The organism is Brevundimonas sp. AVps7, from assembly GCF_058681545.1.
Genome location: NZ_CM178742.1, coordinates 368,008 through 384,440 on the forward strand (window position 1 = coordinate 368,008; position 16,433 = coordinate 384,440).

A 16,433-nucleotide genomic window follows, 5' to 3' on the forward strand; every position below is an offset into this window, starting at 1 on the left:
CGCCATGTCCGTCCATCCGCTGTCCGAGCCTGAAGCTGTCCCGCCGCCCCTTTCTTTTCTGTCGGAAGGGCTGGAGGAAGTCTGCGCGGGCGGCATCCGCGACATGGCGGCGGCCTTCGCCTTCAGCCTCGGTCGAGCGTCGCTGGACGCGGGGCGGGGCGTCGTGATGAGCGTGACCCAGGCCTGGCTTCACGAGAATGGCCGCCCCTACGGTCCCGGCCTGCAGGCCTTTCAGGCGCGCGAAGGCTTCGTCATGGTCGAGACCCGGACCGAGGCCCTGGCGCTCTGGGCCATGGAGCAGGCGTTGCGGTCCGGCGGCGCCGCCCTGGTGATCGGGACCGTCGACGGGGCCGAATTGGCCCAGACCCGGCGGCTGGAATTCGCCGCGCGCGACGGCGGCTGTTCCGGCCTTTTGCTCCGCGCCCGATCCGGCGACCTCAGCGCCGCGCGTCGGCGCTGGCGCATCACAACTTTTGCGAGCGATGGCGACGCCTTCGACGACCGCGCGACGGGCCGGATGACGATCCGTGCCGAAATGACCCGCAGCCGGACGGAACGGCCGGGCGTCTGGATGCTGGAGCAGGATGATGAGACGCATCGTCTCCGTCTGGCTGATCGACTGGCCGGTGACGGTCTGGGCCCGATCAGCCGGCCCCGATACGCCTGATCCGTTCGCGGCCGATGCTGGCCCCAAGGCCCTGATCCTGCGCACCGCGCGGGGCGCGATCATCCATGCCCTGAACCCCGCCGCCCGGGCCCTGAACCTGTCGCGCGGCCAGACCCAGGCCGACGCCCTGGCCATGATCCCGCATCTGGCCTGTCATCCCGCCGATCCCGCCGCCGACCTGCGCGCGCTGGAGGCCCTGGCCGTCTGGGGCGAGCGCTGGTCGCCGGCCGTCACCGTCGATCCGTCCGAGGGCGGGCTGGAGGGGCTGTTCCTCGACCTGACCGGGGCGACCCACCTGTTCGGCGGAGAGGACAAGGCCATCGCCCGCATCGAGCAGCGCCTGGCCGAGGCCGGGATCCGCGCCCGCGCCGCCATGGCCCCCGGCCCCGGCGCCGCCTGGGCCCTGGCGCGCTGGGCAAGCTCGGCGCGTATCGCCACCGACGCCGATGTGCGCGAGGCCCTGGCCCCGCTGCCGGTCGAGTCCCTGCGCATCGATGACGCCGCCCTGAAACAGACCCGACGCTTCGGGCTGAAACGGATCGGCGACCTCTACCCCATGCCGCGCGCCGGTCTCGCCCGCCGCTTCCGCGACGGGGCCGGGGTCGGTCTGGTTCGCCGACTGGATCAGGCCCTGGGCCTGACGGCGGAGGCCCTGATCCCCACCCGCGCCCCGCCCCGCTATCGCGGCTGGGAGGCCTATGCCGATCCCCTGACCGACACGGCGGGGATCGAGGCGCGCCTGCCGGGCCTGGCCGAAAGCCTTGCCCGCACGATGGAGGGCGACGGCCAGGGCGCCCGGGCCCTGACCCTGACCGCCTTCCGCGTCGACGGCCGGACCAGCGCGGTGTCCGTCCGCATGGGCCGCCCCCTCCGCGACGTTTCCATCTGGATGCGGCTGTTCCGCGAGACCGGGATCGAGCGCATCGACCCCGGCTTCGGCATCGACGCCCTGATGCTGACCGCCGACCTCGCCGAGCCCATGGTCGCGCTTCAGGTCGCCATGGGCGAGGAGCAACAGGCCCGCCACGCCGAAGGTCTGGCCGCCCTCATCGATCGCCTGTCGGCCCGTCTGGGCGAGGCCTCGGTCCGGGTCGCCGGGCCGGGCGGCAGCTGGATCCCCGAGCGCGCCGAACGCTGGCGTCCGGCATTGGCCAAGGCGCCCCCTCCGGTCGAAGGCCCGTCTGACCCGCGAAGGCCGCGACCGCTGCTCCTGCTCGATCCGCCCGAGCCGGTGGAGGCCACCGCCGACCTGCCCGACGGAACCCCGGCCCAGTTCATCTGGCGTCGCGTGCTGAGAAAAGTGTCCCGCGCCGAGGGACCAGAACGCCTGTCGCCGGAGTGGTGGCGGCCTCGCCCCGACGGACGTCTGGCCCGGACCCGCGACTACTACCGGATCGAGGATGACCAGGGCCTGCGCTACTGGCTGTTCCGCGAAGGCCTCTACGGTGCCGACTACACAGGCGCGAAGGACGAGCGCGCCCCGTCCTGGTGGATGCACGGGATGTTCCCGTGACCGCTCCGGCTCCGGCATGGAACGGTGAATACGCCGAGCTCGGCGCCCTGACCAACTTCAGCTTTCTGGAGGGCGCGTCCCATCCCGGCGAGATGATGATGCAGGCCAGGGCCCTGGGGCTCGCCGCCGTGGGCGTCGCCGACCGCAACACCCTGGCCGGCATGGTCCGGGCCCTGATGGGGGCGGAGGAGTTCGACATCCGTCTGGTCGTCGGGGTTCGGCTGGGCTTCCTCGACGGGACCGAGCTGATCGTCTTCCCCCGCGACCGCGCCGCCTACGGCCGTCTGTGCCGCCTGCTGACGCTCGGCAAGAGCGAGATCCTCGACGAGGCGCCGCCGCCGTCTGATCCTGAGCCTTCTCCCCATCCGCACCTCCGTCTGGTCGCGCCCGCCCGCGCGGAGGATGACGAGGCCGAGCCCGACCGCACCACCAAGGGCGAGACCCGCCTGACCTTCGAACAGGCCGTGGCCCACGGCGAAGGCATGATCGCCCTGGCCGTCGCGCCCGAGATCCCCGACGCGGCTTTTGAAACACGTCTCGGGTCCTGGCGCCGCGCCTGGCCGGACACCCTCTATCTGGCCGCCCAGCCCCTGTGGCGCGGCGACGACCGGTCCCGTCTGAACCGTCTCGCGGCCATGGCCATCCGTACCGGCGCCCCGATGATCGCCACCAACGCGGCGATGTACCACCACCCCGACCGCCGCCCGCTGCAGGACGTCCTCACCTGCATCCGCGAGGGCACGACCATCGACAAGGCGGGCCTCCGGCTCCAGGCCAATGGCGAGCGCCACCTGAAGCCCGCCGCCGAAATGGCGCGCCTGTTCAAGGGCCACGAGGCGGCGCTGGGGCGGACCATGGAGGTCGTGCGAGGGTGCTCATTCTCGCTGCGTGAGCTCAGCTATCAGTACCCGGACGAACCGGTGCCGGGCGGCTGGACGCCACAGGGCTGGCTTATCCGCCTCACGTGTCGCGGCGCACGAGACAAATGGCCTCGGGAAAAGGGGCCGGTCCCGACCCAGGTCGTCAAAACCATACGCAAGGAACTGCGGCTCGTCCGCGAGCGGAAATACGCCGCCTACTTCCTGACCGTGCACGACATCGTCGCCTGGGCGCGCGATCCGGACCGGAACATCCTGTGTCAGGGTCGCGGGTCGGCGGCCAATTCGGTGATCTGTTTTTGCCTGAAGATCACCAATGTGGACCCGACCCGGCAGGACATGCTGATCGAGCGGTTCATCTCGTCCGAACGGTCCGAGCCGCCCGACATCGACGTCGATTTCGAGCACGAGCGGCGCGAACTGGTGATGCAATATGTCTATCGCCGTTACGGCCGCGATCGGGCCGGGATCGTGGCGACCATCATCCACTACCGGCCGCGTTCGGCCATTCGCGACGTCGGCAAGGCCCTGGGCCTGACCGAGGACGTCACGGCCCGTCTGGCCGACACCGTCTGGGGTTCTTACGGCTCGGAGGTGAAGGACGAGCACGTCGACCGTGCCGGGGTCAGCCGCGACGACGCGCGTATGAAGCTGGCGCTCGACCTGACAGCCGAACTGATCCAGTTCCCCCGCCATCTCAGCCAGCATGTCGGCGGCTATGTCCTCAGTCAGGGGCCGCTGTGCGAGATCGTGCCCATCGGCAATGCGGCGATGAAGGACCGCACCTTCATCGAGTGGGACAAGGACGACATCGATCATCTGAAGCTGATGAAGGTCGATGTCCTTGCCCTGGGCATGCTGACGGCGCTCAAGCGCGCCTTCGGCATGATCGAGCAGAGCTATGGGCGATCCCTGGACCTCGACACGGTGCCGAGGGAGGATCCCGAGGTCTACGAGATGCTCTGCAAGGCGGATTCCATCGGCGTCTTCCAGGTCGAGAGCCGGGCGCAGATGGCGATGCTGCCGAGGCTTCAGCCGCGCGTCTTCTACGACCTTGTGGTCCAGGTCGCGATCGTCCGGCCCGGGCCGATCCAGGGCGGCATGGTCCACCCCTACCTCAAGCGGCGAACCGAGCGCCGGGCGGTCGAGGCGAAAGGCGAGGTCTATGATTTCGAGATGCCCGGTCCCGCGGGCGGCGATCCGGACGAACTGAGGAACGTCCTTCGCAAGACCCTCGGCGTACCCCTGTTTCAGGAGCAGGCGATGAAGATCGCCATGGTCGCGGCCGAGTTCAGCGGCGGGGAGGCCAACGGTCTGCGCCGCGCCATGGCCACCTTCCGCCACATGGGCACGATCGGTCACTACGAAGATATGATGGTCGGCCGCATGATTGCGCGCGGCTATGAGCCCGAATTCGCCCGGCGCTGCTTCGACCAGATCAAGGGCTTCGGCGAGTACGGCTTTCCCGAAAGCCACGCCTGCTCCTTCGCCTTTCTCGTCTACATCTCGGCCTGGGTGAAATGCTTCTACCCGGAGGTCTTCGCCGCCTGTCTGCTGAACAGCCAGCCCATGGGTTTCTACGCCCCGGCCCAACTCGTCCGGGACGCTCGCGAACACGGGGTCGAGGTGCGCCACCCCGACGTCAATGCGAGCGGCTGGGACGCGTCTCTCGAGGCTCGAGGCGAGGACGAACCCCGTGCGATGCGCCTCGGCTTCCGCTCCATCGACGGGTTCAAGGAGGCGTGGGCCGGGACGATCGTGGAGGAGCGCGCCCTCGCCCCCTTCCGCGATCTCGAGGACCTGCGCATTCGGGCGAACCTGCCGCCCTCCGCCCTCGACCGGCTGGCGGAGGCCGACGCCTACGGCTCCCTCGACCTCAGCCGGCGGCAGGGGATGTGGGTCGCCAGGGGGGCGGCGCCGGCGTCCTCGGCGCCCCTTTTCGCGGCCATGGGTCTGGACGAGGCGGACGGCGCGCCCCCGGCCGCCCTGCCGCGCCTGACCGAGGCCGAGGAGGTGGTCGGCGACTACCAGACCCTCCGCCTGTCGCTGAAGGGTCATCCGGTGTCCTTCCTTCGGGCGCGGCTGACGGAGGCCGGGGCGATGACGGCCGAGGCCTACAGGACGGCGAAGGAGAACCGCCGGGTCCGCGTCGGCGGCGTCGTTCTGGTGCGTCAACGACCCGGGTCGGCCAAGGGGGTGGTGTTCCTGACCATCGAGGACGAGACGGCGGTCGCGAACCTCGTGGTCTGGCCCGATGTGTTCGAACGGCTGCGCCCCGTCGCCATGGGCGCGCGCATGGTTCTGGTCACCGGCAAGGTCCAGCGGGCCGAGGGGGTGACCCATCTGGTGGTCGAGGACATGGTCGACTGGACCCCGATGCTGGGTCATCTGTCCACGGACCAGACGCCGGGATCGGGTCACGCCCCGGCGCGCGGACGACATCCGAGGGACGTGCGCATCCTCCCGGGGTCCAGGGATTTCCACTGAGCTTGTTCTTCCCTCCCCCCTTGCGGGAGAGGGAGATCGCGCACGGCGGCGAAGCCGTCGTTCTGGCGCGAGCGGGTGACGGGTGACACGGGCTTTGGGCGGAAGGCTCCGGCCGACCCCCACTCAAACCGCCCGCGTGACCCCTCATCCGACCTCGCTTCGCTCAGCCGCCTTCTCCCGCAGGGGGAGAAGGAAACCGTCCCATACCCATCAACACATCCGCCCAGGACCCCAACGATTTCAACGCCCGGGTCTATTTAGAGCCTTTATGTGCGCCCCCTCCCGCGCCCGGCGTACACTGTGTCCGTCCCGTCGCATGGGGAAGGCGTCCTGGGCCCAGGACCCGGACGTGTGAGGGGGCGCGATCGAGCGGGAAACTGTATCGCTGCGCGCGGCCGAGGACCCTGATCTGGCGTTGAACCTGGATCTGTGGAGGCACGAACCGGCGCTGATGCAGGACTGTCCATGGGGTGACAAACCGTGGAGCCCGGAGGGACCTGACACCCTCCGCCCGTCGCGGGCCTAGGTCGGACAGGGTTTAAGCGGCGCAAAGCGTGGGGGTCGAAAACGACGAAAACCTCACAGGCTGCACGAAGCCCGTCACCGGCCGCTCGCGTGAACCGGTCGCGACGGAGCCCCGGCGCGAGCCGAAAATTCTCATCCGGTCCCCGTAACGCGAAAGCAGGGGGCCATATCGGTTCCGGGCGACCGCCCTGGCTCCGTCCACTTCCCCGAACTTTGCTGGAGACAGCGAAGGCGATGACTCACGCCCAACATTTTCCCTCCCCCTCGGGAGAGAGAACGCGCCCGCGACCCCGGTTCAACTGCGGTTCATCGCCGTCTTGTGACGGTTCGATTATCCATAAGGCTTGTCCGGTCTTGCCCGGCGTGCTGCTTATGCCGGCTTGAGCGCGCCCGTTCGGCGCGGCGTTAGGGAGTGGGCGGTTGATCCAGACCGAAAAGGGGGCCCTCGGGCTTCGACGACTTGTGAGCAGCAAGGGAGGCCAGGCGTGAACATCGTCATCCTCCTGGGGGTGATCATCACCCTGGTGACCGGTCTCCCGGTCCTGATGCAAATCCTGAAGACACACCCCAAGGGGCTGCTGGTCTGTTTCTTCGCCGAGATGTGGGAACGCTTCTCCTTCTACGGCATGCGCGGTCTGCTGATCTTCTATCTGACCCAGCATTTCCTGTTCGACGACGGCTTCTCGTCTGGCCAGTACGGCTCCTACGCCTCGCTCGTCTATCTGCTGCCGCTGATCGGCGGCATCGTGGCGGATCGCTACATCGGCACGCGCAAGGCGATCATGTTCGGCGCGATTCTGCTGGTCGCGGGTCACGGCATGATGGCTTTCGAGGGCAACCCCGCGACCCAGACCCTGACCTATGGCGGCTCGACCTACGAGATCCAGATCGAGGGACGCGGCGATAGCCAGACGTCCCAGGTCGTGGTCGGCGGACAGCCATACCACTTCACCCCCGCCGACGGCGGCGGCTTGACCATCACCGACCTGCCGGCCGGATCGGTCGTCCCCGGTACGCTCGCCGAAGGCAGCTATGAGCTGACCGCCCAGCGCGATCCGATGGGCGTCAACATCTTCTATCTGTCGCTGTCCCTGATCATCATGGGCGTCGGCTTCCTGAAACCGAACATCTCGACCCTGGTCGGCCAGCTGTATCCGCAAGGCGATCCCCGTCGGGATTCGGGTTTCACCCTCTACTACTACGGCATCAATCTGGGGGCTTTCTGGGCCGCCGTACTTTGCGGCCTGCTGGGTCAGCGCTTCGGCTGGAGCTGGGGCTTCGGCCTGGCGGGCATCGGCATGTTCGCCGGCCTGATCGTCTTCTGGCTGGGCAAACCGCTCTTGCAGGGCAAGGGCGAAAGTCCCTTCCCCGAACTGATCAAAAAGCCCGTCCTGGGTCCTATCAACCGCGAATGGCTGATCTATATCCTCGGCTTCGTCGGTGTCGCCGCCCTGTGGTTCATCGTTCCGAACCACGAAGTGGTCGGAACCGGCCTGATCCTCTCGACGATCGCATCGCTGCTCTTCATCACCTGGTTCATCGTCTTCAAGCTCAAGGGCGACAAGGTCGCGCGTGAGCGGATGATGCTGGCCATGGTCCTGGTGTTCGGCTCCGTGATCTTCTTCACCCTGTTCGAACAGGCCGGCACCTCGCTGAACCTGTTTGCTGACCGAAACGTCGACCTGTCCCTGACCAGTCAGGCCTACACCTTCCTCGGCATGCCGCTCGGTTCGCCCGAGCAGGTCGCGGCGGCGGGCTTCGACACGTCGCAATGGTGGAGCTGGATCGACACCTCGATGTCGGCCTCCCAGACCCAGTCGTTCAATGCGGGCTTCATCCTGATCTTCGCGCCCGTCTTCGCGGCGCTGTGGGTCTGGCTGGCCAAGCGCAAGATGGACCCCAACCCGGTGGTCAAGTTCGGCCTGGGCATCATCCAGGTCGGCCTCGGCTTCCTGATCGTGGTCTGGGGCGCCCAGTCGGGCCTCGTGGACGACGCCTTCCGCACCCCGATCGTGCTGCTGGCGCTGCTCTACATGTTCCACACCCTGGGTGAGCTGTTCCTGTCGCCGGTGGGCTTGTCCGAGATCACCAAACTGTCGGTGCCGGCCATCGTCAGCTTCATGATGGCGGTCTGGTTCATGGCGTCGTCGATCGCCCACTTCGTCGGCGGCATCATCGCCGGCGCCGCCGGGACCGAAACTGTCGGGGGCCAGGTGCTGGATCCCGAGGCGGCGCTGAACACCTCGCTGGCGTCCTTCAACCTGTTGGGCCTGTGGGGCGTCGGCATCGGCGTCGGCTTCATCGTGGCGAGCTTCTTCATCGCGAAGTGGTCGAACGGTGTGAACGATCCGGACAACCACCCGGGACCGTCCCTGACGGACGCGGGTCGCGAAGACGGCAACGTCGCTCGCCCGAACGCCACCACGACGGGCTGATCCGCCTGTCGGACAAGAGAATGGGCGGCGTCCTCGCGGACGCCGCCCTTTTTCACCCCGGCGAATAGGAATTAATTCGTCTGCGATCCTTGCGTGGCGAAGCCGAACCGATATCTGTCGATCCGGTCTTTGACATCGCCAGCCCGCAGGCCTGTCGACCCCGTCGGCAAGCCTACAGGGTCTTGCGGATCTGGATGAACAGCCACGGGCTCATCTTCGTGCCCCGCTCCTCACGGAACGACAGGGGGGCGCTGTTGCGGGGGCCGGAGTAGACGAAGCGCTCGCGGCGTTGCTCGCGGTCCGTGGCGTTGCCAAAATCGAGACGAACGGTCAGGTCGGGGCGGGGCTTCCACTGGCCGTAGAGGGTGACGAAGGGCTCTTCCTCGATTTTGCGAACCTCGCGGATCCGGTACTGGACCGGGTCGTCGATGTTGCATCCGTGCTGGAAGCCATAGGACCAGCGCCCGCCCCTCAGGTCCTGGTTGAAGTCTATGCCGCAGCCGAAGGCGAGCTGGTTGGAGAACCGCCGGTCCTCGCCTGTCAACGGGTCGGTCACGCTGGACTGGCCGAAGCTGGCGCGGGCCAGCAGGCGGGCGTTGGACAGGCCCAGCCGGTCGAGCGGCAAGGTCAGCTGGATCTGCTGGAAGTCGGACGTGCCGGACCCGATGTTGCCCACGGCCTCGAACCCGCCGGTCAACGGGATGACATCGATCAGATCTTCCCACTCCCGGTGCTGGACGGTCAGGGTCAGCGCGCCTTCGCCCCAGAACCGACGTTCGTAGACTGCTTCCAGCGTCCAGTTCTTGGCCGGTTCCAGCTCCGGGTTGCCGCCCTCGACCTGGTTCAGGTCGACGTCCGCCGAAGCGACGAAGTCGCCGAAGTCGAGTTGTCCCACCTCGCGTTCGACCCGGAAGCGGAACTGGTGGTCGGTGACCGGGGTCCAGGTCAGCTGCAGACGCGGCTTCGGATAGACGAAGGTCTCGCTCAGGTCGCTGTCGCCCGACTGGCTGATCTCCGACACCTCGACACGCAGGGCGGCCTCGACCGTCAGTTTCGGGCCGGGCCGCCAGGTCGTCTGACCGAACATTTCGCCGCGCAGCTCCTCGACCTTCACCGAAGCCGAGGGCAGGAGGATGGGCACGCCGTTCTCGGCATAGGTCGTGGCGCTGTCGAGGAAGTTGTAGGCTGCCTCGCCTCCGCCTTCGAACGCCCAGCGATCTGACTGGCGGAAGCGGAGCACGGCCCGGCCGATCGTCTCTCCGGCGGTTCCCTCACCACCGAAGGCGACGCGGTTCAGGCCGGAGAAGGAGCGCGATTCGTCGTTGTCGACCTCGTAGCGCTGAAGGCCGGTCAGTTCGATCTCCGTGCGTTCGCCCAGGGAGCGGGTCCAGTTCAGACCCAGTTCCGACTCGACCTCGTCGCCTTCGTTCTCGACCCTTTCGTTCTGGCCGGCTCCGCTGCGGATCAGGGTGTCGATCGAGTTCTCGGCCTGGTTCCAGCCCAGCACGCCGTTGATCTTCAATCGGCCGCCGCCGGCCAGTCCCTGCCAGGCGGCCGTGCCCCGCACGTTGCGGAAGCGGTCCCAGCGATCGAGATCGGCGGTCTGGATTGGGGCGCCCGCGGCGTTGTAGCGACGACGATAGCCGTCGCCGGTGTCGTCGGTCCGGTCGGTGGTGGCGCTGAGCGAGGCTTCCAGCTGGTTCTCGCCCTCGCGCCGCGACCAGGACGCCTGCAGCAGCGGCCCCAGATGGCCGTCAGGATAGACGTAGGAATTGGCTTCCAGAACGGTCTGGACCTGGACTGTGCGCTTCAGCACCACATTGGCCACGACCGAGCGGCCCTGCATGTCGATGCCCGGAGCCCCGCCCCGGATCAGTTCAATCCGCTCCACGCTCGCGGCGGAGATCCGGCGCAGGATCCCGTCCAGACTGTCGGACTTGGAGGAGGGGCGGTCTCCGTCGATCAGGACGTTGCCCGCCGCACCCGCGAAGCCGCGCGTGTCGGTATCGCCGGTGTCGAAACCAAAGCCCGGCAGACGGGAGATCATGTCGAGCGCCGTGTTCGGGCTGCCGTCTGCGAAGAAGACGGGTTCGAAGATGAGGACGCCCTGTTGCGCCGAATCGACGACGGGGACCTGTGCGCCGGCTGTCGCCGCGCTTTGCGCAACGGCGGTGAACGGAGCCGCGACGAGTATCGTCGTCGCCAGCAAAAGCGCCTTGGTCATATGGAATCCCTCTCCCTGGGAGGACCCTTACGGCCGGCTTCGTTCACCGCCAGTTACAAGCGGGACAGGTGGGTTACATCGCTGAAATATTCGTGGCGATGCTGTGGCGGAACGCCTCAGAAGGTCTTGCGGACTCGGATTTGCCAGAAGGTGCGGGGATCGACCGGGCGCAGTTCGGTGAAGGCGATGGGCCGCGCGGGCGTCCGGTCGGCATACTGGATGCGCTCCACCTGGAAGTCGTTCCAGATGTTGACCTTGACCATGATCGACAGGGTCGGTGTCGGCTTGTACTCGACGAAGCCCTCGAAATAGTCGCTGCCGGTGAAGCCCGAGGTCTGGTCCGGGTCGTAGGAGAACTGACGCAGCCCCTCGAGGTAGGTGGCCGACCAGTTGACCTTCCAGCTGGTGATGTCCTGGGAGATCGTGAAGCCCGGCTGCGAGGCGCGAACGCCTGAGATGTGGCGCTCACGGCCCGTCGTGGGATCCGTGACGGTCGTGTCGTTCCAGGTGTTGCGGAAGGCGAACTGACCGCCGGAGAAACCGGTCCAGTCCAGCGGGACCACGACGTTCACGGCCAACTGATCCAGGGTGCCGTCGCCGATGTTGCCGGTCGCCGACAGGTTGCCGGGCAGGGGCAGGCGGTCGATCACGCCGATGATCTCATCGTGGCGATAGCCGATCGAGACGATGCCGTCGCCGAGGAAGCGGCGCTCGTAGGTCAGTTCGGAAATCCAGCGCTGTTCCGGCTCAAGGTCCACGTTGCCGCCGAAGACCTGGTCGTCGCTGAGTTCGGCCGAGGCGGCGAAGTCGCCGAAGTCGAGCTGGCCCAGTTCACGCTCGAAGCGGAAGCGGACCTGGTTCTGGGGCATGGGGGTCCATGTGACCTGAACGCGCGGCTTGGCGAAGAAGAAGCTCTTTTCCAGATCGGCGTCGCCGGACTGGCTGATAGTGGAGGCTTCCAGTCTCAGGCCGCCTTCGACGGTGAGGTTGGGACGGACGCGCCAGGTGACCTTGCCGAAGGCCTCGCCGCGCGTCTCCTCGACGGTGACCGAGGCGGACGGAAGGGGCACGTTGACGCCGCCTTGCAGGAAGGCCTGATCGACCGACAGCATATTGTAGGCGACCTCGCCGCCGGCCTCGATGGTCATCGAGGACGACCGTTCCCAGCGCAGCAGGGAACGCAGGATGGTCTCGGAGGAATCGCCCGTCGACTCGAACCGTTGCTCGGGGCTGATCACGGCGCCGACGCGGTTGTTGGAGATCGAGGCGTTCTCGAAATCGCTCCATTCCCGGATGAAGCGGGTTTCCGAGGTCAGGCCATCGCGGATCGGGCGGGTGAAGACCGCGCCGACTTCGCCGCTGGTCCCGGTCTCGTCGTAGGAGTTCTCGCGCAGGATCGAGGGGCCGTCCTGGCGGCTCCACTGGCTGTAATCATTCTGGCCGATGCGAGCGGTCAGGTCGATCTTGCCGCCCATAAAGGCGTTGGCGTAGTTGCCGCGAATGCCTTGGCCGCCGCCGTGCTGGTCGTTGATATAGCCTTCGTCGCGCAGGATGACGCCGTTGCGGTCGCGCCGGATGACGCGGCCCACGCCGTTGGAGTCGTTGATGCTCACGCCGTCGGACAGGGTGAAGCCCATGACGCGGTCACCGTCGCGGGCGGTGAACTGGTAGGTGCCGTTGGCGGCGTCGCGGCCGCCTTCGAACAGGAAGGCGGTGCCGGTGAAGATCGATTCGTGGCTCGACTGGGTCTTCGTGATGACGTTCACGACGACCGAATAGCCCTGCATGTCGATCCCGGGCGCGCCGCCGCGGACCAGTTCGATGCGCTCGACCTGGGGGACAAGGGTGCGGCTGAGGACCGAGGAGCCGGCGTCGTTCTTGGAGGCCGGGCGGGCGCCGTTGATCAGGATGTTGCCGACCGCGCCTTCGAAGCCGCGCGAACCGTCGCCGTCCTGGACCGAGAAGCCGGGGATGCGGTTGACCATGTCGAGCGCCGTGTTCGGACGCTGGTCGGCGAAGAAGTCGGGGGTGAAGACGAGGACGCCCTGCTGACCCGCGGCGGCCTGGGGCGGACTGGTCGTCTCCGAGGGCGCCGGCGCGGTCTGCGCCATGGCGCCGCCGCTTGTGAACAGGATGGCCGTGGTGGCCAGAAGAATGGTCTTGGTCATCGCCTGGGGTTCCCCTCGTTGCTGGGGAAGGTGTGACGACCGGTCGCGTTCATCTCCAGTTACAAGCTGGACAGGTGGATTACATCTTGGACAGCATTACAGCGTTGCAATCTTCACGTCTTATTCCGGCGAATACTGTGGCGAATCCCCGCCTTCATTTGCAGGCGTAACGTCTGCACTTTGCGGGACCGCTGTTTCCATCCGGCCCCAGCGCAGGGCGCGTTCGGCGGCGTAGTCCGGGCGAGGCTGGTCGAATCCGAAGGCGCTGGACCCGTCGGCCAGGGGGTCGGCGGCCGGGCGTTCGATCCGGGCCTGATCGACGACCTGTTGATAGGCCTGCATCGGGGTCTGCTGCGCGACGGGGGTCGGCATCGGCATGCGCGGCATGCGTTCTTCGCCGATGTAGGCGTCGGGCGGCAGGTAGCCGTCGTAGATCGCGGGTTCGGCCTCACGTTCGAGAGCGGCGCGGTCAAAGCCATCGTTGAGGGCGCCGACCTCCATCGTCTCGCCGGGCAGGACTTCCCGCTCGACCGGAGGGACGACCGCGATGGCGAGGCCGCGTCCGAACGACCGGCCGGTCTCCGACCCGCCCAGCATGAAGGCGCCCGTTCCGACGACGCCGACCATGGCCACGACGGCCAGGCCGAGACGGACATCGGTGCGGGACAGGGGGTGGGCCATGACGGGTGGGACCTGGAGAGATAGGGGCGTCAGCGAAACACGGCGGTGACGGCGTGGTTCCGTCGTCACGGCCACGGTTGAGCCACAACCGCTGCCGATGGTCCAGTCCGACACAGGGCGAGGGATTCGAGCATGAGAACGTGGCTGACGGGACTGGCGCTGGTCGCGACCCTTGCGGGAGCCACACCCGGCTTCGCTCAGGATGCCGTCTCCGTGCAGGACGAAGATCGCGTCGAGGACATCGTCGTCACCGCCCGGCGGGCCGGAGCGCCGATGTGGACGGTGGAGCGGGGCGATTCGACCGTCATTCTGGTCGGCGGCATCGGCGGTGTGCCGCGGGACTTCGTCTGGCGGCCCGAGGCGCTGGAGGAGGCGACCCGGAGGTCGCAGCGCATTCTCTATCCGACCGTGGGCGAGGCCTCCCTGACCGATGTCTTCCGCCTGATGTGGCGCATCCGGACGATCGCCCGCCTGCCCGAGGGTACGACCAGCGCCGACTATCTGGCGCCCGACCTGCAGGCGCGGCTTGAGGTCCTGATGGCGGGCGAGGGCGACGCCTGGCGGACCAAGAGCTTTGTCGCCCTCAGCTTTGACCTGATGGAGATGGCCGGGCGCGAGCGTCGGACTTCGGGCGCCGTGGACGCGGTGAAGAAGGCGGCGCGAGAGGCCCGGGTGCCGGGCGAGCCCATCGGCACGGTGCGCGGCGACGAACTGGTCGAAGGGCTGATCTCCGATCCGCCGAGCCAGTATGTGAACTGTGTCGCCGCGGCGGTGACGGCGGCCGAGGAAGGCCCTGCGGGCGCACAGGCGCGTCTGGAGGCCTGGCGGTCGCTGAGGGTGCCGGAGGTGCTCGCGACCGGGCTGGACCTCGCCTACGACCAGTGCTGGCCCTTCGGCGATCCAGAGATCGCGCCGATGGTGCGCGAGCAATGGCGGGCGGCGACGCAGGAGGCCCTGGCTCAGCCGGGCGTGACCATGGGTGTCGCCAGCCTGCGCATCCTGGCCGAACCCGGCGGGGTTCTGGACCAGTTGGAGGCCGAGGGGCTGGACGTGCGGGGGCCGGACTGGAAGGCGGCGCTGGACTCCGGAAACTGAGTCCAGGGAGTCCAGCGAGTCCAGATCTTCAGGCCTGGCCTGACCCAGGAGGCTGGACTCCCTGGACTCGCCGTCGAGGGAGTCCAGCCGCGAAGGCGGGTGACGGCGACGATGTCAAAGACCGGGAGGTGATGGCTAGCAGGCGGCTGCGTCAGTTCCGGTCGTCAGACCGCCGTGCCGCCCACTGTCAGGCCGCCGATCTTGAGCGAGGGCTGGCCGATGCCGACCGGGACGCCCTGGCCCGCCTTGCCGCAGACGCCGACGCCGGGGTCGAAGGCGAAGTCGTCGCCGATCATCGAGACATTGGTCAGGGCTGTGGCGCCGTCGCCGATCAGGGTCGCGCCTCGGACCGGGGCGGTGATCCTGCCGTCCTCGATCAGATAGGCCTCGGTGCACTGGAAGACGAACTTGCCATTGGTGATGTCGACCTGGCCGCCGCCGAAGTTCGCGGCGTAGAGGCCGCGTTTGGTCGAGGCGATCATTTCGGCCTGTTTGGCCGAGCCGCCCTCCATGAAGGTGTTGGTCATGCGCGGCATGGGCTGGTGGGCGAAGGACTGGCGCCGGCCGTTGCCGGTGGCGCGCTGGCCCAGCTGACGCGCTGACAGACGGTCGTTCATGAGACCGACCATGATGCCATCCTCGATCAGGACTGTGCGCGAGGTCGGGGTGCCTTCGTCATCGACGCTGAGCGAACCGCGACGGCCGGCGATGGAGCCGTCGTCGACGATGGTGACGCCGGGGGCGGCGACCCGTTTGCCCATCATGCCGGTGAAGACCGACGAGCCCTTCCTGTGGAAGTCGCCCTCGAAGCCATGCCCGATGGCCTCGTGCAGCAGGACGCCCGGCCAGCCGGCGGCGAGGACCACGTCCATCTCTCCGGCCGGGCAGTCGACGGCCTCGAGGTTGACCAGGGCGCCGCGCAGGGCCTCGTCCACCTGGGCCTGCCAGCGCTCCGGGGCGATCCAGGCTTCGAAACCGGCGCGGCCGCCCGCGCCCGAGGACATGGTCTCGCGACGGCCGTCCTTCTCCACCGTGATGGAGACGTTGAGCCGGACCAGCGGGCGCACATCGCGGACGGTCAGGGCGTCGGCGCGCAGGATCTCGATGGCGCGGCGTTCGCCGACGATGGAGGCCGAGACCTGGACCACCCGGGGATCGCGGGCGCGGGCCCAGGCGTCGATCTCCTGCAGCAGGGCGATCTTGTCGGAGAAGGCGGGCGAGGCGAGGGGGTCGACCGCATCATAGAGCTTCTGGTTGGTGGCGCGGGGGCCCTCGGCGGTGACGCCCGCATGGCCGGACTTGGCCAGCGCAGCGGAATCGGCGGCGCGGCGCAGAGCGGCCGAGCTGATTTCGTTGGCGTGGGCGTAGCCGGCGGTCTCGCCGGCGACGACGCGAAGCCCGAAGCCCTCGGTGGCGTCATAGGCGGCGGACTTCAGGCGACCGTCGTCGAAGACGAGCGATTCGGATTCGGAGCGTTCGAGGAACAGTTCGCCGTCGTCGGCGCCGTGCAGCCCGCCCTTGAGGATCGACAGGGCTTCGTCGGGATCGACGCCCGAGGTTTCGAGCAGGGGCGGCGGGGGGATGTGGACGGTCATGGGACATAGGTAGGCGCTGGGGCCCCGGACGCCAATCCTCCCCCAACGGGGGAGGGGGGCCACGAAGTGGGGGAGGGGGCGAGCTTCAGACACCGGGTCTGATGTAAGCCCCCTCCGTCGCAAAGCTTCGCTTCGCGCCACCTCCCCCAAATGGGGAAGGATTTA

General features: G+C 67.9%; 9 protein-coding genes. 5 read left to right on the forward strand and 4 right to left on the reverse strand.

Features of this window, described 5'->3' with window-relative positions:
* The first annotated feature begins 4 nt into the window (after positions 1-4).
* From ACW17Y_RS01895 to ACW17Y_RS01910, 4 genes are all read left to right on the forward strand, one after another.
* Positions 5-667 (forward strand): ImuA family protein, encoded by a 663-nt coding sequence (locus ACW17Y_RS01895; protein ID WP_492037093.1) that lies wholly within the window; start codon positions 5-7, stop codon positions 665-667.
* Positions 588-2,180: a Y-family DNA polymerase gene (locus tag ACW17Y_RS01900; protein WP_492037094.1), complete on the forward strand. Its 1,593-nt coding sequence runs from the start codon at positions 588-590 to the stop codon at positions 2,178-2,180. Before ACW17Y_RS01895 ends, ACW17Y_RS01900 begins: the two co-directional genes overlap by 80 nt.
* Positions 2,177-5,545: an error-prone DNA polymerase gene (locus ACW17Y_RS01905; RefSeq protein WP_492037095.1), complete on the forward strand. Its 3,369-nt coding sequence runs from the start codon at positions 2,177-2,179 to the stop codon at positions 5,543-5,545. Before ACW17Y_RS01900 ends, ACW17Y_RS01905 begins: the two co-directional genes overlap by 4 nt.
* 1,010 nt (positions 5,546-6,555) lie before the next feature.
* Positions 6,556-8,505, forward strand: coding sequence for a peptide MFS transporter (locus ACW17Y_RS01910; protein ID WP_492037096.1), 1,950 nt, complete (start codon positions 6,556-6,558; stop codon positions 8,503-8,505).
* Positions 8,506-8,677: 172 nt separating this feature from the next.
* On the opposite strand, the gene ACW17Y_RS01915 is transcribed toward ACW17Y_RS01910, so the two are convergent.
* The 3 genes from ACW17Y_RS01915 to ACW17Y_RS01925 form a co-directional block, all read right to left on the reverse strand.
* Positions 8,678-10,729: a TonB-dependent receptor plug domain-containing protein gene (locus ACW17Y_RS01915; RefSeq protein WP_492037097.1), complete on the reverse strand. Its 2,052-nt coding sequence runs from the start codon at positions 10,727-10,729 to the stop codon at positions 8,678-8,680.
* A 116-nt stretch (positions 10,730-10,845) separates the two neighbouring features.
* Entirely contained in the window at positions 10,846-12,897 is a 2,052-nt protein-coding gene (locus ACW17Y_RS01920; protein ID WP_492037098.1) for a TonB-dependent receptor plug domain-containing protein, read from the reverse strand.
* Positions 12,898-13,017: 120 nt separating this feature from the next.
* On the reverse strand, positions 13,018-13,578 hold the full coding sequence (locus ACW17Y_RS01925) for a hypothetical protein (protein ID WP_492037099.1): 561 nt from the start codon (positions 13,576-13,578) through the stop codon (positions 13,018-13,020).
* Positions 13,579-13,710: 132 nt separating this feature from the next.
* On the opposite strand from ACW17Y_RS01925, the gene ACW17Y_RS01930 reads away from it, so the two are divergent.
* Positions 13,711-14,673, forward strand: coding sequence for a TraB/GumN family protein (locus tag ACW17Y_RS01930; RefSeq protein WP_492037100.1), 963 nt, complete (start codon positions 13,711-13,713; stop codon positions 14,671-14,673).
* 164 nt (positions 14,674-14,837) lie between these two features.
* On the opposite strand, the gene tldD is transcribed toward ACW17Y_RS01930, so the two are convergent.
* Complete coding sequence (gene tldD, locus ACW17Y_RS01935; RefSeq protein WP_492037101.1) at positions 14,838-16,268, reverse strand: metalloprotease TldD; 1,431 nt, start codon at positions 16,266-16,268, stop codon at positions 14,838-14,840.
* Between the last annotated feature and the right edge of the window lie 165 nt (positions 16,269-16,433).